Annotated in this window: 22 protein-coding genes; 7 read left to right on the top strand and 15 right to left on the bottom strand. The window is 37.1% G+C overall.

All coding sequences use genetic code 11. The annotated features are described in order from the left end of the window. Positions 1-251: 251 nt before the first annotated feature. Positions 252-413: a hypothetical protein gene (locus I6F40_RS19315; protein ID WP_166376662.1), complete on the bottom strand. Its 162-nt coding sequence runs from the start codon at positions 411-413 to the stop codon at positions 252-254. A 101-nt stretch (positions 414-514) separates the two neighbouring features. Here I6F40_RS19315 and I6F40_RS19320 point away from each other — a divergent pair, with 101 nt between their 5' ends. Then, a complete protein-coding gene (locus I6F40_RS19320) occupies positions 515-931 on the top strand; it encodes a hypothetical protein (protein WP_166376661.1) in 417 nt (138 codons plus the stop codon). Positions 932-933: 2 nt separating this feature from the next. Next, complete coding sequence (locus I6F40_RS19325; RefSeq protein ID WP_166376660.1) at positions 934-1,299, top strand: hypothetical protein; 366 nt, start codon at positions 934-936, stop codon at positions 1,297-1,299. A gap of 230 nt (positions 1,300-1,529) precedes the next feature. Here the strand turns inward: I6F40_RS19325 and I6F40_RS19330 are convergent, their stop codons facing one another. The 5 genes from I6F40_RS19330 to I6F40_RS19350 form a co-directional block, all read right to left on the bottom strand. Then, positions 1,530-2,561 carry a patatin-like phospholipase family protein gene (locus I6F40_RS19330; RefSeq protein ID WP_166376659.1) on the bottom strand — a complete coding sequence of 344 codons (1,032 nt, stop codon included), beginning with the start codon at positions 2,559-2,561 and terminating at the stop codon, positions 1,530-1,532. A 128-nt stretch (positions 2,562-2,689) separates the two neighbouring features. Next, entirely contained in the window at positions 2,690-4,096 is a 1,407-nt protein-coding gene (locus I6F40_RS19335) for an alanine/glycine:cation symporter family protein (RefSeq protein ID WP_010552913.1), read from the bottom strand. Positions 4,097-4,515: 419 nt separating this feature from the next. Beyond that, the gene (locus tag I6F40_RS19340; protein WP_166376658.1) at positions 4,516-5,529 is read right to left on the bottom strand and encodes a patatin-like phospholipase family protein; all 1,014 of its coding nucleotides are present in this window, start codon (positions 5,527-5,529) and stop codon (positions 4,516-4,518) included. A 282-nt stretch (positions 5,530-5,811) separates the two neighbouring features. Then, positions 5,812-6,801, bottom strand: coding sequence for an LLM class flavin-dependent oxidoreductase (locus tag I6F40_RS19345; RefSeq protein WP_166376657.1), 990 nt, complete (start codon positions 6,799-6,801; stop codon positions 5,812-5,814). Positions 6,802-6,942: 141 nt separating this feature from the next. Continuing rightward, positions 6,943-7,686 (bottom strand): siderophore-interacting protein, encoded by a 744-nt coding sequence (locus I6F40_RS19350; protein ID WP_166376656.1) that lies wholly within the window; start codon positions 7,684-7,686, stop codon positions 6,943-6,945. A 134-nt stretch (positions 7,687-7,820) separates the two neighbouring features. Here I6F40_RS19350 and I6F40_RS19355 point away from each other — a divergent pair, with 134 nt between their 5' ends. The 3 genes from I6F40_RS19355 to I6F40_RS19365 all read left to right on the top strand — a co-directional run bounded on the left by I6F40_RS19355 (position 7,821) and on the right by I6F40_RS19365 (position 9,981). Next, entirely contained in the window at positions 7,821-8,240 is a 420-nt protein-coding gene (locus I6F40_RS19355) for a MarR family winged helix-turn-helix transcriptional regulator (RefSeq protein ID WP_007583213.1), read from the top strand. A gap of 80 nt (positions 8,241-8,320) precedes the next feature. Then, entirely contained in the window at positions 8,321-8,734 is a 414-nt protein-coding gene (locus I6F40_RS19360) for a S24 family peptidase (protein ID WP_010552918.1), read from the top strand. Beyond that, complete coding sequence (locus I6F40_RS19365; RefSeq protein ID WP_197193324.1) at positions 8,722-9,981, top strand: Y-family DNA polymerase; 1,260 nt, start codon at positions 8,722-8,724, stop codon at positions 9,979-9,981. The genes I6F40_RS19360 and I6F40_RS19365 overlap by 13 nt, the downstream gene beginning before the upstream one ends. 20 nt (positions 9,982-10,001) lie before the next feature. Here I6F40_RS19365 and I6F40_RS19370 read toward each other — a convergent pair whose 3' ends face one another. The 5 genes from I6F40_RS19370 to I6F40_RS19390 all read right to left on the bottom strand — a co-directional run bounded on the left by I6F40_RS19370 (position 10,002) and on the right by I6F40_RS19390 (position 12,198). Next, on the bottom strand, positions 10,002-10,463 hold the full coding sequence (locus I6F40_RS19370) for a hypothetical protein (protein ID WP_101163507.1): 462 nt from the start codon (positions 10,461-10,463) through the stop codon (positions 10,002-10,004). A 447-nt stretch (positions 10,464-10,910) separates the two neighbouring features. Next, positions 10,911-11,429 (bottom strand): DUF4240 domain-containing protein, encoded by a 519-nt coding sequence (locus I6F40_RS19375; protein ID WP_007583221.1) that lies wholly within the window; start codon positions 11,427-11,429, stop codon positions 10,911-10,913. Then, the gene (locus I6F40_RS19380) at positions 11,429-11,620 is read right to left on the bottom strand and encodes a YwbE family protein (protein ID WP_007583223.1); all 192 of its coding nucleotides are present in this window, start codon (positions 11,618-11,620) and stop codon (positions 11,429-11,431) included. Before I6F40_RS19380 ends, I6F40_RS19375 begins: the two co-directional genes overlap by 1 nt. Positions 11,621-11,688: 68 nt before the next feature. Then, positions 11,689-11,970, bottom strand: coding sequence for a hypothetical protein (locus I6F40_RS19385; RefSeq protein WP_197193325.1), 282 nt, complete (start codon positions 11,968-11,970; stop codon positions 11,689-11,691). Between the two features lie 15 nt (positions 11,971-11,985). Next, the gene (locus I6F40_RS19390) at positions 11,986-12,198 is read right to left on the bottom strand and encodes a hypothetical protein (RefSeq protein WP_197118990.1); all 213 of its coding nucleotides are present in this window, start codon (positions 12,196-12,198) and stop codon (positions 11,986-11,988) included. A 100-nt stretch (positions 12,199-12,298) separates the two neighbouring features. Between I6F40_RS19390 and I6F40_RS19395 the strand changes: the two genes are divergently transcribed. After that, on the top strand, positions 12,299-13,108 hold the full coding sequence (locus I6F40_RS19395; RefSeq protein ID WP_007583228.1) for an ion transporter: 810 nt from the start codon (positions 12,299-12,301) through the stop codon (positions 13,106-13,108). A gap of 75 nt (positions 13,109-13,183) precedes the next feature. Here I6F40_RS19395 and I6F40_RS19400 read toward each other — a convergent pair whose 3' ends face one another. From I6F40_RS19400 to asd, 3 genes are all read right to left on the bottom strand, one after another. Further along, positions 13,184-14,320 (bottom strand): DUF748 domain-containing protein, encoded by a 1,137-nt coding sequence (locus I6F40_RS19400; RefSeq protein WP_197193326.1) that lies wholly within the window; start codon positions 14,318-14,320, stop codon positions 13,184-13,186. A gap of 328 nt (positions 14,321-14,648) precedes the next feature. Further along, on the bottom strand, positions 14,649-16,538 hold the full coding sequence (locus I6F40_RS19405) for a putative bifunctional diguanylate cyclase/phosphodiesterase (RefSeq protein ID WP_231609394.1): 1,890 nt from the start codon (positions 16,536-16,538) through the stop codon (positions 14,649-14,651). Positions 16,539-16,713: 175 nt separating this feature from the next. Continuing rightward, positions 16,714-17,853, bottom strand: coding sequence for an aspartate-semialdehyde dehydrogenase (gene asd / locus I6F40_RS19410; protein ID WP_197193328.1), 1,140 nt, complete (start codon positions 17,851-17,853; stop codon positions 16,714-16,716). Positions 17,854-18,122: 269 nt separating this feature from the next. Here asd and I6F40_RS19415 point away from each other — a divergent pair, with 269 nt between their 5' ends. Beyond that, positions 18,123-18,542, top strand: coding sequence for a hypothetical protein (locus tag I6F40_RS19415; protein WP_166376649.1), 420 nt, complete (start codon positions 18,123-18,125; stop codon positions 18,540-18,542). A gap of 53 nt (positions 18,543-18,595) precedes the next feature. Here I6F40_RS19415 and I6F40_RS19420 read toward each other — a convergent pair whose 3' ends face one another. Next, entirely contained in the window at positions 18,596-18,943 is a 348-nt protein-coding gene (locus I6F40_RS19420) for a hypothetical protein (RefSeq protein WP_166376648.1), read from the bottom strand. Positions 18,944-19,294 lie beyond the last annotated feature (351 nt).

The raw sequence follows: 19,294 nt of genomic DNA on the forward strand, positions 1-19,294 counted from the left end.
ATCAACGGATATTACAACAACGTTAGGCCGCATCATTATAATGCCGGTTTAGCGCCAAATGAATCTGAGGTTAGATATCAAGATTCTAAAACTGTGGCCAAATTTTATTGACCACTACATTATAATAAAAATAAGCCGCCAAGCGAAGCCTGAGCGTAGCGGCTTAGTTTATTAATAGCCTTATAATATTTGTGGTTACGTAATAATTTAGTGCAATTATTACGTACCACTGGATAGCTTACCTTAGGAACTTATGAAACTTGTTTCATGAAAGGCCACAAACTAATGCTATTATTCCCAAAATGCTCGCTGGCCGAATCCAAGCGAAGCGCAAACCAGCTATTTAGTCTCTCAAAACCCGCGCTTGCGCCATTGATAAACCAATACGGAATTTCGAGTAATGATAATGCCAAGAAAAACACCCCTCCCCCCATATACTAATAGGGGGGGGAGCGAAAATTAACACCTATGCCGATTTTGCATTGAGATTTTTTTAAAAGGAGTAAAAATCACAATGTTTAAATCAGAATTTCATAAACAGTTTCTTTCTCTATTTGGCTATGATTATGCAAAAGGTGCTAAAGAACTCGGTGTAAGTGAAAGACAAGTAAGGCGCTATTTAAAAGCGGGTAAAGCTAGTAAACCTGTAGAAATGTTGACTGCAATTATTTATCGGGGTTATTTACCAGCTACTGGAGCATGGGCAGACTGTAAAATTTCCGTATATGATCATACAATGAGTACACCTTGGGGTAAGGTCAACCCTTCTGATGTTCAGTTAGTTCAACGATACAAATGGTCTGCTAGAAAATCAGAATCTATGTACAAAGCTCTTAAGCAAAACCATAAAACTCAAGATTTATACTTATCCGACTTACAAGACCAATTACTTAATATAATTGGTGAAATTTCTCAAAGGACAGGAAGCTAAATATGGAAATTAATTATATAAAACTTTATTTATCACTAACTTTTGCTGGTTTAACAATCCTTGGTGCTGATGAGGCAATTGGCTTATATAAATTAAAAGTTGCCTCTGATGCTATGGCTGAATCAATGAAACAGGTGAAATTTGAAAGGAAAAGAGCGGAAATTAAACTACAAACAGAAGCTCTTAAAATAAAAAATGAAGCTCATCATATGATGAAAATTAACAATCAAAAGCGAAATTCTATTAATAATGCAAGAAAAACTAATGACGAAGTTTGCCGTTTTTGGTCTAAAGAATATAGCGAAGTTCAATCTGATAGGAATAAAATGATGATGGATAATGCTTGTGAACGTGCAAGAAAAGACTGACTATCTGTCAAAGCTGACAACCAACTTAAACTATTAATATAAAAGGGCTTTTCGCCCTTTTTTTATTAACTACATACCGTAATTTATGGACTTTCAAATATCTTAAATATAAGAATCATACCGACAGGCATTTATGCTTTATCACAAATTGAACATATATCAGGTTCTTTATCTATTTCAGCTTAAGTTCCATTTTCTAAGTTTATTCTTAAACTCATTTTACATGCCTTTTATAAAGTTATATTTAACTTCAATTTAGTATCAAACGCTTCAGCCAATTTTTCGGTTTCACTAAAAACGGTATTCCAATATTTAATGCGTGTATCGGCATCGAGATCGGTAAAGTCATTCCTGTCTGGAATTTTTCCGTAAGGTAAGCTTGCTATAAATTCTTTTGATGGGGTGATCATCACTACATTATCGTAATTAAGAGGTGACACTTTGCGTTTTAAGTTTTTATCGAACCACCCTGCTTTTGGCTCGCTATTAAAATGCGGATATAAAATAAGTCCTGGATTATTAATTTTTAAATCAAAGTGGTAATCAATTATTCCGCCATCGCGATATATTCCTTGCGGCGAGCCTGCAATATTTTTTATGCCTTGCATAACAAGTGGTATAGAGCCCGATGCAAGTAATGCGTCTTTTAAATTATTTTGAGTAAGCGCTATGTTTTGCGTTTTAAAATTGTAGCTGTCGGTAATTGATAAGTCACTTGTTGCTGGGCCAAATATAAAACGCTCATACTGCGAGCCTAATAATTTTCGGTTAACGCGGTTTAACATATAACTTTTTGATAAACCCATTAACTGTATTAGTTTATTTTCGCTGGCAATAAAGCCATTTGATTTTGCTACTATAAAGTGCGCTTTAAATATTGGGTTATTTATAATTTCGGTGACGCCGTTATCGCCAAAAACATCTTCAAGTAATGCGCGCGCTTTTATTGTGATTTCACTTGGTGTTGGTTTATTACTTGAGTATCGGGTTTGCGAATACGATTTTGCTAAGCGCTCAATCGCAGCAACAGGATCGTTTTGTGCAAAACACGCAGAGCGAAAAGCGCCAGCAGATGAGCCAATTAAATTAAGTGGTTGGGTACGATTTTTAAAAAATTCACCAAAAATATATTTATCTAAGCCAAATAAAGTAAACCATTTAGGGCCGCCACTTGCACCTAAAAAAGAGGTGAAAAGTTCAGGTTTAAAGCCCTGTTCGTTAATAATTTTAGCCGCTGTTTTCCCTGCGTGAATCTCGATCATCTAAAAAATTGTGCCTTTTATTTTGGTTGCTTTAGTTATTTTCATAACACTGAAAATGAATATTTATGCAAAATAAAAAGCGGCTTTATGTTGCCATAAAACCGCTTTTTATAGTTAAGTATGCTGAGTTAGTCCCAAATGCCGTCTTCGCATTTACCCTGTACTTTTACATCTTTTACTTTAAATTCGGGCTCTAAACCTTTGTCTCTTTGTGCGTGGTAATCGCTCGTGACAGACAAAATAGTCGGCGTTAACAGTATAATAGCGATAACGTTAACCACTGTCATTAACCCTAAGGCAATATCGGCTAAATCCCAGACTTCTTTTAAGGTCGCCGATGCGCCCCACAACATCATTGATAAATAAAGCAAAGTGTAAATGCCGCGCCCTACTTTGTTGTCGAGCTTAAATAAGTGCAAGTTGCTCTCTGCATAGGCGTAGTTTGCCACCACCGATGTAAAAGCAAATAAGGTAATAGCGGCTGCTACAAAATAAACACCACCTTGTGCTAAATGAGCGGTCATCGCGCTTTGTGTTAAACGAATGCCTTCCATTTCGCCGCTTATGTCTATATCAGCCAATAAAATGATCACAGCGGTACAGCTACACAGTACTATTGTATCAAAAAATACGCCTAGCATTTGTATGTAACCTTGCGTTACTGGGTGATTAGGAATTGGGCTGGCACTTGCTGATGCATGCGGAACACTACCTGCACCGGCCTCATTAGAATATAAACCACGTTGAATACCGTTTTTAATGGCAGCGCCCATTGCACCCGCTCCGGCTTCTTGTAAACCAAACGCCGATAAAAATATATCTTTAAGCATGGCGGGTACTTGCGTGAAATTTATAATCGTAATAATAACGGCGGCAAGTACAAACACAATGCCCATTATTGGCACAACACGTTCTGCAAATCTGGCAATTGCCTTAAAGCCACCGAGTATAATTGAGCCGGCTAGTACGGTAATAACCAGGCCTGAATAAAATGTAGGAACTTCAAACGCGTAATTAAGTGCGTCGGTAATTGTGTTAGTTTGCATTGCGCTAAACGTAAAGCCGTAACCTAAAAATAAACATGCGGCAAACACAATTGCGAATGCTCGGCTACCCAAACCTTGCTGAATATAATACGCAGGACCCCCTCTAAACTCGCCGCTACTATCGCGCACTTTATATACTTGCCCAAGTACGCTTTCAGCAAAGCCTGTAGCCATACCCAATATGGCTATTACCCACATCCAAAATATAGCGCCGCTGCCGCCAAGTGAAATTGCCACTGCCACACCGGCTAAATTTCCGGTACCTACTCGTGCACAAAGTCCTGTACACAATGCTTGGAATGATGAAATGTCGTCTTTTTTACATTTGCTGCTGCCTTTTAAAAGGCTAAACATATGTTTAAATTTAAGTATTTGAATTGCTTTTAGTCGTACCGAAAACCATATACCTGTAAACAAAAGTATATAAATAAGTACCTGACCTTCTCCCCATAAAAGGTTGTTTACACTTTTGACGACGGTATCGAACATTACTAATCCCTTTTTATTTTATACTTTTACTTTATGTTAGCACCGACTTTAAACTCTGCATGTAGCGCTACTCAACTTTAAAACTCCGGCAGCTCATTATGCGTTAAACATAATAGTGTTTAAGTTTGGCTTTACCCGATAGTGAAGTGTGTATTGGTGTTTAATAATCTGTAAGTAAGCACATTCAACATTGAATTTTATTTCTATAAATATGAATAATAAATCACACTTACACTTTATATTGATTAGTTAAAAAATCAATAATATCTTTTTAAGATTCAGTATTTTATTTTGCGCATAGGTGCGGGATGCAATAGTTTTTATTTTGATGCAGTAAGGTTTATATGAGGCGTAATGAGGATTAAGAATGGCAAAAAAATAGCGCATAAAGTTATGCGCTTTTTTGTAATTATATTTAATTAGTTATAGCTGTATTGTGTAGCTGCACTGTAATGGTTGTTGCTGTTAATCTGTAAATTTTGCATTGCTAAGTATGAGCGACCGGCATCTAAGCCTAATTTATGATCAAAACGTAAATCATTATTCGAACTACCTAATAATTTGCTATGCAGTTTTTCGTCTGCAAAAATTTGTATTATTTCTACATCACTTGGTGGGTTTGCAATAAACTCAAGCTCGTCTAAATACGCTTTCTCGTGCTGTATTAAGTAGTCCAATGTTTTTGGACAATAGCCTGATGCTATAGCAAATGATCTTAGCTTTTGTACCCATGCAGATTGCGCTTGAAAATTAGCGTCAACCGTTCTTATTACAACAATTTTACGAGCCCCTCGGTTGTAAGCTTCACGCACTGGTAATGGAGCGGCTAAACCACCGTCTAGGTAAAAATCGCTCTGTACTTGCTCTTCAGCAAGGTGTATTTCGTTAGCTGCTTTTGCGTTTAACCAAGGGGTTAACTTTACACCCTGTTTGTATAAAAACGGGAGTGCGCTAGAAGCCTTTAACAAATCACGCCATTGGCCACTCTCACCTGTTGGCGATAAGTAATATGCTTTTCTGTCTCGTGCGTTTGTTGCTGTTATAAGTAGTTCACGCTCACCTAAACTAGTTTTCGCTGTTTTGAAATCTATAGCTCTGTTTACTTCAGTGGTTTTGTCAAAGTACCAATCTAAATCAACTATGTGTTTACCCACTAATCCGCGACCAAGCTGAAAAAAACGTTTGTTACGCGAAAGCCCTCTAATCAGGCGCTTGGCATAGCCTTTTTGACGCGCTAAGTAACTAGTTAAGTTTTGCGAACCTGCTGAGGTGCCAATGAATAAATCGAATGGGTCATATTCTTGCTCTAACCACGCATCAAGTACGCCAGCTGTGAAGATCCCTCGCTGCCCGCCACCTTCAGCAATCAGTGCAACTTTTGGTTGCGCTGTTTTGTTAACTGAATTAGCTGTTGCGCTATTTAGAGACTTCACGGTGAACCTACCTTTATTTAATGATGTTTGGTTTAATGCATACATTATAAAAAATAAAAGTGATATCTTAAAATTGATTATTTAAATCAGTTCGATTGAAAAAACAGAACGATATATAAAGCAAAATATATACTAAAAATAGCAATCAAATTTACTTTGAATATTTAAATAACAAATACAGACATCACTTAAAGTTAATAAAATGAGTTAAAAAAGTTTAACTTTTGATGATGTCTGTATGTTAACAAGCCTAGAGTGTACGCTTGCTTAACTAACTATATTTTAGTGTTTTATTTCCATTAAAATTTCGAGTGCACGGTGGCGTTTTTCACTATCGAATACATCATTGGTAAATATAAACTCATCTACTTCTAGTTGTTTCGCTATCATCTCTAACTTGTGTTTAATACTTACATGTCCGCCTACTACGCTTAGACTTAAAAAGTTCTCTACATGAGCGCGTTCTTGTTCGCTCCACAACCCATCCATGCTTTCAACAGGTGGTTTTAGCCACAGCTCGTTACCACGTATGAGTGCGAGCACACGTTGTTTAGAAGTAGTCGACAAGTATTGCGCTTCATCGTCGGTGTCTGCTGCCACTAAAGGCAGTGCAAGCATTACGTATGGCTTATCAAGTACGCTTGATGCCTTAAATTCGCGCTTATACAACGCTATTGCATCGTGCACAAAACGCGGTGCAAAATGCCCTGCAAATACATACGGTAGCCCTTTTTGCGCCGCTAACTGCGCGCTAAATAAACTCGAGCCTAATAACCAAATAGGAACGTTTGTGTTCTCACCCGGTATAGCACGTATAGGGTGCGTACCGTTATATGGGCCAAGTAAAGTTTGCAGCTCAGTTACTTCTCCCGGGAAGTTTTCTGCGCGGCTCATATCGTTATTTAGTGCACGACTCGTTACTTGGTCACTGCCGGGGGCACGCCCTAGTCCTAAATCTATTCGCCCTGGATATAAGCTCTCTAACGTACCAAATTGTTCAGCAACAACTAATGGGGAGTGGTTTGGCAGCATAATACCGCCCGATCCAACGCGTATCTTTTTGGTATTACCTGCAATGTGGCCAACCAAAATAGAAGTGGCAGCGCAAATTATACCAGGCATATTATGATGCTCAGCAAGCCAAAAACGGTTAAAGCCAAGTTCATCTGCACGTTGGGCGTATTTAGTACTTTTATGAAGAGTGTTAGTAACGCTGTCCCCTTTGATCATGGGGGCAAGTTCTAATAACGAAAAAGGAATGGAATTTAACAAAATAGCAGCTCCTAAAAATGCATGCTAATAATGAATTACATCATTAGCATAAAACACTTAAATGGGTCTGCTATTAGGTCAATTCAAGTTACGCAGAGGTATTAAAGCAAAATAGGTATATGTTATTTTGCTCTAAGGTATTCAGGCAAGCTGTGCATCACGTTGGCGCTGCTTTTTATAGCCTTCTGAGTCTACGCCTTTTTTCCAATAACCTGAGGAAACAATATTACTGCGCGGTATATTAAATTGCTCTGTTAGCAGTGTTTTTGCCCTACGTACAAGCCCAGCTTCCAATGCCATAAATACAATGGGAGGCTCTGCTGTAATGTGCAAATTTTGAAGCGCGCTAAGTAGCGCTTCGTCAGCGTTGTCGGTAACAAGCCAATTAACATCGCGGCTTGTTTCTAAATCAATAATGTCTTTTTCGGTGGGTACATGTACAAAAGCATCAATTTTTGAAGTTAAAGGTAATTGCTGCGCATACCCTTTTATTGCATTTACCGATGTTAAATCGCCTAGTAATACATAATGCGAATGCTCATAATTATCTAGCTTTTTAGGGCCTGGTCCTGCAATACCTAGCTCGTCGCCTACTTTTGCAATTTTAGCCCAGTCAGTTGCAGGGCCTTGGTGCATATTTATAACAAAATCAAGCGTTAGCGCGCCTGTTTGTGCATCTACATGCCTTATTGTATATGACCGTATACAGGCTGTTTTTAAGTTAAAATCTGCTTCACCATTTTTTGGGATCAGTACTTTTACATAGTTACCAATGTGCTGTGAGGTTAAGTCTTTAAAATCATCAGAGCCTACAATAATACGCTGTAGGTGGGGTGTGATTTGCTGTGTACTTAATACGTTGGCTTTGCGAACTTGTTTACTCATGTATTACCTCGTTTTACAAAACTTAGACTTTAATTCCAACCTGCTATAAAAAGCAGGTATTGCACAACGCCCCATTGGTTGATAAAATCAACTATAGCAAATTAATTGACTTTGTCAACTATATTGAGAGTTCTATGAATACACCTTTATCAAATACGCTGTTTGAACTAATGCAAAATTACCGTGTCACAATTCGTGAAGCAATTAACGCAGGCGAACTTGGTATTAATGCTATGCACGTACGCTGCATACATATTATCGCGAACGTAAATAACTGTACGGCTAACGATATAGTTACTAAAACACAGCGCGACAAAGCGCAAATCGCACGTTTAATTAAAGATCTTATTGGCTTAAATTTAATTAATAAACAGGCGAGTGAGCACGATAAACGCTGCTTTATTTTGTCGCTCACAGAGCAAGGTAAAGTTCTTTTTGATAAGTTATTAGCCTCAGAGCAGAAAATAAATAATCAAATGTGTAAAAACTTAAACCCTCAACAAATCAAAGACTTTTTAGATACCGCACAACAAATGATCAAAAACATGGATTGATCAGCCATACATTCTTGGCATAACTTACACAAAACGCATATACTGTACACTTATACAGTATATGCGTTTCAGGTTGTGTTATGTTTGTCATTCCCATTTATATAGAAGCAGGCGTGTGTGGTTTTGAATCCCCCGCAGCGCAGTACACCGAGCTAGGTGTAACCCTTGATGAGCTTTTAATAAAGCATCCAGATGCTACGTTTATTGGTATTGCATCGGGTAACTCTATGCAAGAAGTCGGAATTTTTGAAGGGGACTTATTAGTTATCGACCGTGCAGAGCCTGCAGAAAATGGTGACGTTATTGTTGCTAACTTAAATGGTCTTTTTGTATGCAAACTACTTGATAAAACCAATGCACGGCTGCTTTCAGCTTCTTCTTTACATAAGCCTGTACAACTAACCTCTGCAGACGAGTTTCAGCTAGAAGGCGTAGTAACGCTATCAATAAGAATGCACAGGCAAAGCCCAGAGTTACTAAAATGTATGCCTTAGTTGATGCTGTGTCATTTTATGCCAGTGCCGAAAAAGTATTTGACCCTGCTATTCGATCCAAACCCGTGGTTGTACTTACCAATAACGATGGCTGTGTATGCGCTATTTGCCCTATTGCTCGGCGCTTAAATATTCCTAAATTTGGCCCGTACTTTAAAGTTAAGCATTTACTTGAGCAAAACAACGTTGTTATTCGCTCTAGCAATTACGAGCTTTATGCTGATTTAAGCGACAAGATGATGAATATTATTGGCCGCTTTTGCGATACACAACACATATACAGTATTGATGAATCGTTTTTGCACTTTAATGGATACACATCATTAATTAAAGACTGGCATGAATACGGCCATACAATAAGGCGCACAGTATGGCGCGAAACAAAGCTTCCTGTGGGTGTTGGTTTTGGCCCGACCCCTACTTTAGCAAAAGCCGCTAACCACGCAGCTAAAAAGCTCAGTGGTTTTAATGGTGTAGCAGTAATAAATAGCGAGCAAACTCGCCAAGCTATTTTACAAAGAATGAGCTGCGAAGATGTGTGGGGAATAGGCCGGCGGCTAGCTAAAAAGCTTAAAATAATGAATATACACACCGCTTGGGACCTTGCTCAGCAAAACCCTAAAGCAATGCGCCGTGCATTTAGTGTGGTTGTTGAACGTACAGTAAGCGAACTTAACGGGATAACATGTTTAAACTGGGATGATGTACGACAAGACAAGCGGGAGATTTATTCGACCCGTAGTTTTGGAGAACGCATATGCGAGCCAACAGCCCTTAAAACAGCGCTAATTAACCATGTAACCACAGTGGCTAATAAACTAAGAGCGCAACGCTCGCTTACTCACCAGCTTTATATTTTTGCAGCCAGTGGCGCACACGAAAACAGATATTATAAAAAGTCGTTTGTATATAAGTTCCCCTCACCCACTAACGACACCTGCGTGATGGCTAATGCTGTATCTGAGGTATTTAATAATATTTACCAACCGGGAATCCGATTTTATAAGTGTGGTGTGGGCGCGGTAGAGCTAATATCAGAACAGTTTCAACAAAATGACTTATTTAGTAAAAGCCCCGATAATCCAAAGCTTATGCAGTGCCTAGATACAATTAACAATCGATACGGAAAAGGGATGCTCAGCCTTGCAAGCAGTAAATTAAATGACCGATGGCACATGAACCGTGATTTTTTATCGCCGCAGTACACTACGCGTTGGCGCGATATCCCTAAAATATACTGCGAATGATTTACTACTTACTAGATGCTTTATTTGCTCTCGTCTGCTTTTTTAAATGTGCACTCTACACTAGGTTCGCTTAATGTATATTTTAGTGTGTTATCAGCTAAAAACTTGATACTTTGACTGATTGTTTTTTCGTTTGCAGGGTTTTCACAACGGCTCATTCTTAAACCGTTTTCAAGGCCATCACTTTTATATTTAAGCGTACTGGTTATAAAACAAAAGTTTGGTTTTTTAATAGTGCGAGTACCATTATGGAGCGATCCAAATACAATTTGTTCTCCAAGTTTAAAACCTGCACTTAAATCACTTTCGTCTGTCAAACTCAAATCGCTATTAACGCATAACCCTGAATTGGTCGACACAACTTCGTATGTCCCCAATTTTGACTTTAAAAACGGTATAAATCGTGTTTTATTACTCGGCTCAGAAAAAGCATTTGCACTTGTAAAAGCGACAGTTAATAAAGCGAGTGTTAAATATTTCATTTCGTGGGTGTATCCTCGTGAGTCAGCGTGTTAAATAATAGCAAAATGCCTAATCACTTAGCTTTTATAACTTTTAACAACTATAACAGAGATTTACTATAAAAGGAGAGAAGTCGTATTACAGGAGCGAGCGCGTGAGTAGGACGCGGAAGCTTTGCTCGGTTTTTATTATTCTTACATGGATGTAAGCCATTAGAATAATGCAGGAGCAGTTGTCGAGCCCACTAGGTTACAAATCTCGCGCCGCGATTTAATCCTTCTTGGATTGAACAAATTCAAACACCAAAGGTAAACATGCCCTAGATACTCATTACAAACCATTTTGTTGTTAAGCACTTTATTTAATACGTACTTAAACAACAAAACGATTTATACCAATGCGCCTAATTGTAAGGGTCAATTGAACTCATTAGATTATTTAACTAGTTATACGAATTGGTATTTATTTTATTGCCAGTACTTTGCAAATAATAAAGGGTAGCTTTGCTTTAAAAACTTAGGTTTGTCTTTAAAACGTTTACCTTTGGGCTCATCACTGCCAGAAGGGATAAACGGCAATTCGTCTTCGTTACGTTCTTCAAATAATAAACCGGCTATTAAGTCATACTCATCAATGTACGGATAAGGCTGCTCGTTTAAGTAATAAACAGGTGTACACTGCGCTATAGAATCAGCATTTTCTAAGGCGTTTTCGAATACTGTTTTACCGCGCGAAATTAGCCAACATCTAAATTCGCTAAAGCCGTAATCGTCGTTACATCCAGCCATCACAAAGGCGGCACCAAACAAATCCCAGGTAAAACACTTGCGCATATGTATGCCAAAATGCTTATCAAAATCAATAAGGTGTTGATCGCTTAAATCATTAAGTTTAGTTTTTAGGTTATCGCTCACACTTTGCGGATCGAGCCCTAAATCAGGCGTTGTTACTAATTCCCAAAAAGCCTGTTCTGTTAACGCTGCCATTATAAAATCTCTTTTACTCGGCCAACTTGACCATCTTCTAAACGTACTTTAATGCCGTGTGGGTGATTTGGTGATTTTGTTAAAAGGCGCTCAACAACACCCTCAGTTAATGTGCCGCTGCGTTGATCTTCTTTTAATACAATATTTACTGTGGTACCTGGTGAAATTTGCGAACGCGTAGGAACAGCCATAATTTAAACCCTAAAAATAATTTATCTAATTATAACGTCCATGTGCTATCAAACCAACAAAAGCTCTGTTAATTGGCGGAAAACGAAATATGTGCTGGTTTTGCGTTCAACTTAATACTCGTAAGCTCTTTGAGTATTATATTTGTTAATTCGTTAAGTTGCGGTTTTGCACTTTCAAGGGCTATATCATCGTTAAAATAGCACTGTACTTTTAACGTATTGGCTTCGTTATTTAAATCAATTGTATGTGTTAAGTAATCAAATCCTGTAACTGTTTCTTTTATAGCTTCGCATGCATTAGTAAGTGCTAAACGAATTTGTTTATCACGTTGTTTTTGAGTTTTAGTCATAAATATAAAGGTTACTTACTTAGTTTGGGCTTGTTGCTGTTTTTTAAACTCTTCGTAGTTAGAGTCTTGTTTATCTAGGCATTCGTAATATTCTTTGTCGGCTTTATAGTTACATTCATCAAGGCGCGCCGATTGAACTTCATGAAAACGCGCGTCAGAGCTGCAACCAGCTAAAACACATAATCCAACAATAAGTAATGCGCTACTTTTTAGTTTATTGACAAACATTAAATTTCCTTACACTTTCTATATCGAAAAAGCGTTAAATTATTACAATATTATTGTATATTAGCGCCATAAAATCTTAATCTCCAAAGGATCTATTTCTATGATGTCGCAGTTACAAAAGTTGTTTCAGCGTATAGACAAAAGCAAGATATTTCAATCATTTGTTATAGCTGTAATTATTGTTTCTGCCCTAACAGTAGGTGCACACACTTACTCACTACATCCTACCGTAGAGCTTGCTCTAAATTGGATGGATGTTGGCATTACCGCATTCTTTTTAATTGAACTAGTAATCCGCTTTATTGCAAGTAAAGGCATAAAACACTTTTTTTCTAAAGGATGGAACATATTCGACACCATCATAGTTTTGGGCAGTTTATATCCTGCTGCCGGCTCTACTATGTTAATTGCTCGTTTACTGCGCATATTTAGAGTGCTGCGATTGGTATCGATGATCCCAGAGCTGCGCTTATTAGTTAACTCATTGCTTAAAGCCATCCCACAAATGGGTTATATAGCCCTATTAATGTTTGTTATCTTTTATATATACGCTGCAATGGGCAGCATGATGTTTGCCGAAATAAACCCCGTACTTTGGCAAGACGTTTCAATCTCTATGCTAACCCTATTTAGGGTGGCAACGTTTGAAGATTGGACCGACATAATGTACGAAACAATGGCAGTGTACGAACTAAGCTGGATTTATTACCTTACGTTTATATTTCTAACCGCATTTGTCTTTTTGAATATGATGGTAGGTGCCATTTTAGAAGTTATGAGTGAGGAGCACCGCAAAGCGCGAGAAGAGCTCGCAGATGATAGCTCATTACCTGCAACGCAAGGGCAAGTAAACGAACTACAATCCCAAATTGCTGAGCTTAAAGAGCTATTGAGTAACCGCAAAAACTAATCTGATAAGAGTACTAAAGCACCCACTTAAAGTTTAAAAAGTGGGTGCAGATTGGGCATTCAACTGAAACATGCGTTACCAAAGTGCTTTAATTCCCTCGTTATCAGGTTTGTTATCCGTATCTTCAAAAGAAATAACGTTATCTACCTTCATTTTAAACGCATCAAAAAAAGCATTTTTTAAAACCGAAGTAACTGCTTGGAAAGTCGAAACATCCGCATTGTCTAATTGCCCTTCTATAGGAATGCGTGCAGCAACAAGTTTAGACTCATCGTTTTCGAGGATAGAGCCTAGTAAATCAACACTTCCTTCAAATATGGCTGTAAATATGCCGTCGTCATCTTTTTCAATATCTTCGCGCCACGAAAAAACACGCAAGTTTTGAACGCCCGCTTTAACATAACCATTTAAGTTATTATCTTTAGCCACAAGTTCCATAGCGCCATCAATGCCTCCCGCTTCAATATCAAATGGTGTATACACTTTAAATACAGTGTCTAAATTTTTAACTGAAAAACGTTGTACCTCTGCGTTAAAGTCAAAATTAGCTTGCTTGCTAAAAGGGTCTAATTTGCCATTAAGCTTTAATGCTGCCTCCCCCATTAACGCACCTTCTACGTTTAAAGTAGTCACAAGTGTTTTTGATAGGTTTTGCGCATTCGTTATGTTTTCAATTCTGGCATTGATATTTGATATAAAGGTGGGGTTTTCACCGCTATTCGTTGAGTTAACTAAAGTTAACTTACCTTGCTCAATTGTTAAGGTATCAATTGAGAACAGTACCAAATTATTAGCGAGCCCTACCCAGGTAGTTTCGTCTTTTACTTGTTTATTTTGCTCAGAAGCATTGGGGTCTTTATCGTAAATAACTATTTCAGGACGTGTAAAGGCCATGTTCGTTACTAAATTGCCCTTTAAAAGAGCTGGCCACGCAAGTGAAAAATCGAGAGTTTGAATGCTCAATAAAGGCTTTGGAGCTGAGGTTGCATCAACAGCGTAAATTTCAACGTCGTCAATTGCGTAGGCACCGCGATATAAAAACAAATCTACATCACCAACATGCCCAGTAACACCTTGTGTATGTTTTAACTGATAATTTACGTAGTATTGAACTACATAAGGCGCGGCTATTCTGGCAATAATAAGGATTAATAAAATAACCGCTAATGACTTAAACCATTTGCTATGAAATACATTAGAAACCGAGCTCATTATAATTTCCTTTACCTAATACTTTCAAATGAGCATTTTAAACATGTAAAAATTACGTAAAGTTGTAATAACGCTACGTATACCGCATTTAAAATACATCGTTAATAGCCTAACAGTAATTAAAGTGGCTAACTTAAGTATTAAAAGCAAAGGTTATACCAATTTAAATAAAACAATGACTATGCAGACTAAAAAGTACGAGAAGGGAAATGTACTGCGATAGTAAAAATGCGTTAAAGATTTAAAAACTCTCTTAAATTGAATATATTAAATATGAATTGCTGCAAAAATCTGATTTATATAGCAATGCTTAACTAAATATAAAGCTTTAATTTATCAGTGCTAATGCTTGATCAAATCTGACTGGTTTACTAAATATAAAGCCTTGGTATTTATCAACTTTTAATGTTTTTAATAATGTTAGCTGAGCTGTGTTTTCTACGCCTTCCGCTATTACTTGGCAACCAATCATATGAGACATATTAGTTACCGCAGATACGATACTTTTATCCTTTGAGCATTCACAAATATTATCAATGTAAGATTTATCTATTTTAATATAATCAACTGATAGTTCTTTTAAAACCGATATAGAAGAAAACCCTGTACCAAAGTCATCAATCGAAATACGTACACCGGTATTCTTTATTCCCGTAATAACTTTTGACAAATACGGTAAATTTTTAATCATGACTGTTTCTGTTATTTCTAAATGGACATTGTATGGTTTGACTGCGTATCTGTTTAAAAGCCCAACTAAAAAATCTAAAAAGTTATGGTTTTCTAGTTGCAACACAGACACATTAATCGACAGTCCAATATTACTATTTACAGCGTTTAATTTACTTAAGCTAGAAATAGCTTGCTCAAGTGCAAATTCACCTAATATATTGATTTTTCCATATCGCTCTGCAATATCTATAAATTCTGTAGAGGGGATAAATTCATCTTTAAATTGCCAACGAAGTAGTACTTCAAACGTCGTTATTTCATTTGTAGTTATATCAACAATAGGTTGATAGCACAGATGAAAGTCACCTTTTTCTACGCACTCTTTAATTGAGCTACGAAGTACTTCTTCTCTTTTAAGCGATTCATGCATTCGCTCGTCAAATACCGATATTTCATTGCGACTTTTCTTGCCTTCATACATAGCAACGTCAGCGTATTTTATTGCTTTTTCAAGAACAAAATTTTCGCGCGTAAAATACAGCCCAACCTTAAAAGAGGGATTTACTTGATAGCTATCCATACTCACTGTTTTTGTTAAGGTTTTAACTAATCTAAAAACACAGTCAAAAAGCTCATCTTCGCTGTTATTACGAGAATAAAAAATAAACTCATCACCACCCCACCGACAAGCAATAAAGTCGCCTTGAGTTTGCGTTTCAACTAAGCGTTTACCTGTTTGGGCTAATACAAAGTCACCAAAATCATGGCCATATTTATCGTTGATGATTTTAAAGTCATCCATGTCTAAAAATAATACGGCTTTAATATCATTGTTTTGATTGACTAAATCAAGCTCAACATTGGAAACAAAACTTCCCCTGTTAAACAGTTTAGTTAGATTATCTTTTTGCTCTAGAAGAATTATTTGATCGGTGCGAAGTTGTACTTCGTTTTCTAAATTTTCAATAAATTGATCTAGCTTAAGTTCATTATTAATTGATGACTTTACATCTTTAGCAGAACGTATAGCGGTAACAAAACACAAAATAAACCATAAAACGAGCCCTAAAATCCCTAATACATTCTCATCTTCAATAGGCTGTAAAAGTAATAAAATACTAAAAGGGACCAGTAAACAGGTTATATACGATAAGGAAGAGCGAATATCGGAGGCTAAAACATTTACACCGCCACCAGCAAGGGAGCTAAAAACAACCAGAGATACAAACTTCTCCTGCATTTGCATGTTTTCATAAAACAAAATAGGAAAAGCCGCCCAAGTTACGGCTGTTAATAATAAACCTATAAAATAAAGGTGATATTTAAAAGCATGGACGTTGTTAACAAATACATGATTGGCTATTCGTAGTAATGAAATAAACGTTAGCGTAAAAAGCCAGTAAAGTTTTCCTTGAGAGGCGCTATGGTTAATACTGCTAAAAATAAGAAAACAAGAAACAACCGTGTTTATAGCAATTGCAGAACTAAAATAAGAGCTAACAAATGCTAATCGCTTATTGGCAAAGTTATTTGTATGAGAGGTCATTAATGTTACTTGAATAGGCTGTTGCACAATGTAAACAGTTTACTTAAGTTCAATAATAAACAACAGTGAACATTCATAAAAAAGTATTGTTTAAGCCTCTTAAGCGGTTTTATAAGCCATTAAACTAAAAAGGGCTGGCAAATTGCCAACCCCTTTTGTTAATACTGATTATATATTACTCACCATCAACAATTATGCGTAGCATACGACGAAGTGGCTCTGCCGCTCCCCATAAAAGCTGATCGCCTACTGTAAATGCGCTGATGTATTTTGGCCCCATCGCTAATTTACGAATACGGCCAACAGGAATGCTTAAAGTGCCTGTTACTTTAACGGGTGTTAAGTCTGTTGCGCTAATTTCACGCTCGTTAGGAATAACCTTAACCCACTCATTATGAGACGCTAAAATTTCTTCAATTTTTTCTACGCTAATATCTTCACGTAATTTAATGGTCATAGCTTGTGAATGACAACGCATAGCACCAATACGCACACATAAACCGTCAATAGGTACTGGTTGCTTAGAAGAGCTTAAAATTTTGTTCGCTTCAACTTGTGCTTTCCACTCTTCTTTAGACTGACCACTTGGCATAGGTACGTCAATCCACGGGATTAAACTGCCCGCTAATGGCACACCAAATTGGTCTTGTGGTAAGTCTTTTGACGCCATTGTTTCACTTACTATTTTATCAATTTCTAAAATAGCAGAGCTTGGGTTATCTAGTTTATCTGCAACACTTGCATGAATAGCGCCCATTTGTGCAATAAGCTCTTTCATATTTCGTGCACCAGCGCCCGACGCCGCTTGGTAAGTCATTGGGCTTACCCATTCAATTAGGTCTTGCTCAAATAAACCACCTAATGCAAGTAACATCAGCGATACAGTACAGTTACCGCCCACAAAGGTTTTAACGCCTTGCTCTAAGCCTTGTTCAATAACATCTTTGTTTACGGGATCAAGCACTATAATGCTGTCCTCACTCATACGCAGTGCCGAAGCTGCATCAATCCAGTAACCATCCCAACCCAACTCTCGAAGTTTTGGATATACCGCATTGGTGTAGTCACCACCTTGGCAAGTAACAATAATATCCATTTTAGCAAGTTCGCTAATGTCACTTGCATCTAGTAATGGTTTTGCGTCGCCTGCTATACCTGGGCCTAGTTGACCCGCTTGTGAGGTGGTGAAAAAGGTGGTGTCGATAAGTGCAAAATCACTTTGCTGCTGCATACGTTCTAATAACACAGAGCCAACCATGCCACGCCAACCGACTAATCCTACTTTTTTCATTGTTTGTTCCACTGTTTGATTCATAAAAGATGCCTTAATACATTAAAAATTAAAATTCATTGCGTGAGATTTAATTTTTATTAACGTCAAAATAACACCACCAGCGCGCTAAAACTAGTGAATAAAGTAGAACTCAAATTTTTTTCATAGTGTAAAAAATGCAAAGGCATGCAGTGCTTATTTTAAACTTTAATAAAAGCTTAACCTTGTTGAAACTTATATTTACCACGCTTAATAGACACATTGAATAAAGATGTTTTGTGTAATTCTACATTTAACTAAAGGAAAAGATAATGAAGACATTCACTCTTGCTCTACTTACTTTAAGTTCAGTATCACTTAATGTATTTGCAGATACTACGCTTTCAGCAAGCACAGTAACGCTAAAAGAAAATGAAAAAGTATCCTTTGAGCGCGCAGAAATAAATATGGAACAGCAACAAGGCATATTGGTAAATACTGCAACAACCTATTACGCACCAAAGGTTTGGATAAATGGGCGCTTAGAGCTGTTTTTTGTGGGTTCTACAAATGGAAATCAATTTTGTGAAGAGCGTGGTCACAATCAAGAAATTTCTGGAAGCACAATTACCTGCGGAGAGGATGAAAGCGCTTATGGTAACTTTGATTGGTATAACCAATTATGGACAATGAAAAGCACTGGTAGTAAAAACCAATGCTATCAACTTTATGCAACTATAAAGTGTCAGTAGTATATAAAATTGTAGCCCTATACTAATTATGGGGCTACAAACAATTTAGTACATTAGATGCGATGAACTGATCCTATATAGTCAGTAACGCTATCACTACAACTGCGCGCATCATCACCATTAAACTCCTCAAGTATATAAATTTTTACAGGCGTTTCTAAACTTTTTGCTTCAGCAAGCTTTTCTAAGATCTGGCCAAATTGAGTGTCTTGATAAGCTAAAGTTAACTTGTCATTAGCCATGTGAGTAATACTATTAGTTGTTTTCACAATTACCTGAGAATGATTTAGCTGGATATCATCAACAATAACAGAACATGATCTTGCAGCTAGAGCATCATTCGCAAAACCAAAAGAACCAACTATAACAACTGAGCTAATAACCTTTCTTATTAAATTCATGGATATTATTCCTTTTAAAATAAAATTATAAAACTTAATTACAGCCTGTTAAATATAAACAACAATTATGTGTTATTTGTTAAAGAGTTATTAAAGTTAAATGATTTAGAGAGAGTGTGTGTATGAAGTGAATAATGTTTAAGTTAAAAGAGATATAAAAACATCATTTATATAATCAATATTAAACTATAACTGCGTTTAAAACTGAGGTAGTAAAAAGCCCTACATATGGCTAACACCACTCGTTTAAGAACGAGTGGTGTTTTTTCGTTTATACCTAACTGGATATTTTTGTGTCTTTGCGAGCACCGTTCGCGGATAAGCTTTTCGCTTTCTTTTCTCCGGTAATAT

Origin of the sequence: Pseudoalteromonas sp. SWXJ133, from assembly GCF_015864365.1 — a bacterium.
In the GTDB taxonomy this organism is placed as follows: Bacteria; Pseudomonadota; Gammaproteobacteria; order Enterobacterales; family Alteromonadaceae; genus Pseudoalteromonas; species Pseudoalteromonas arctica.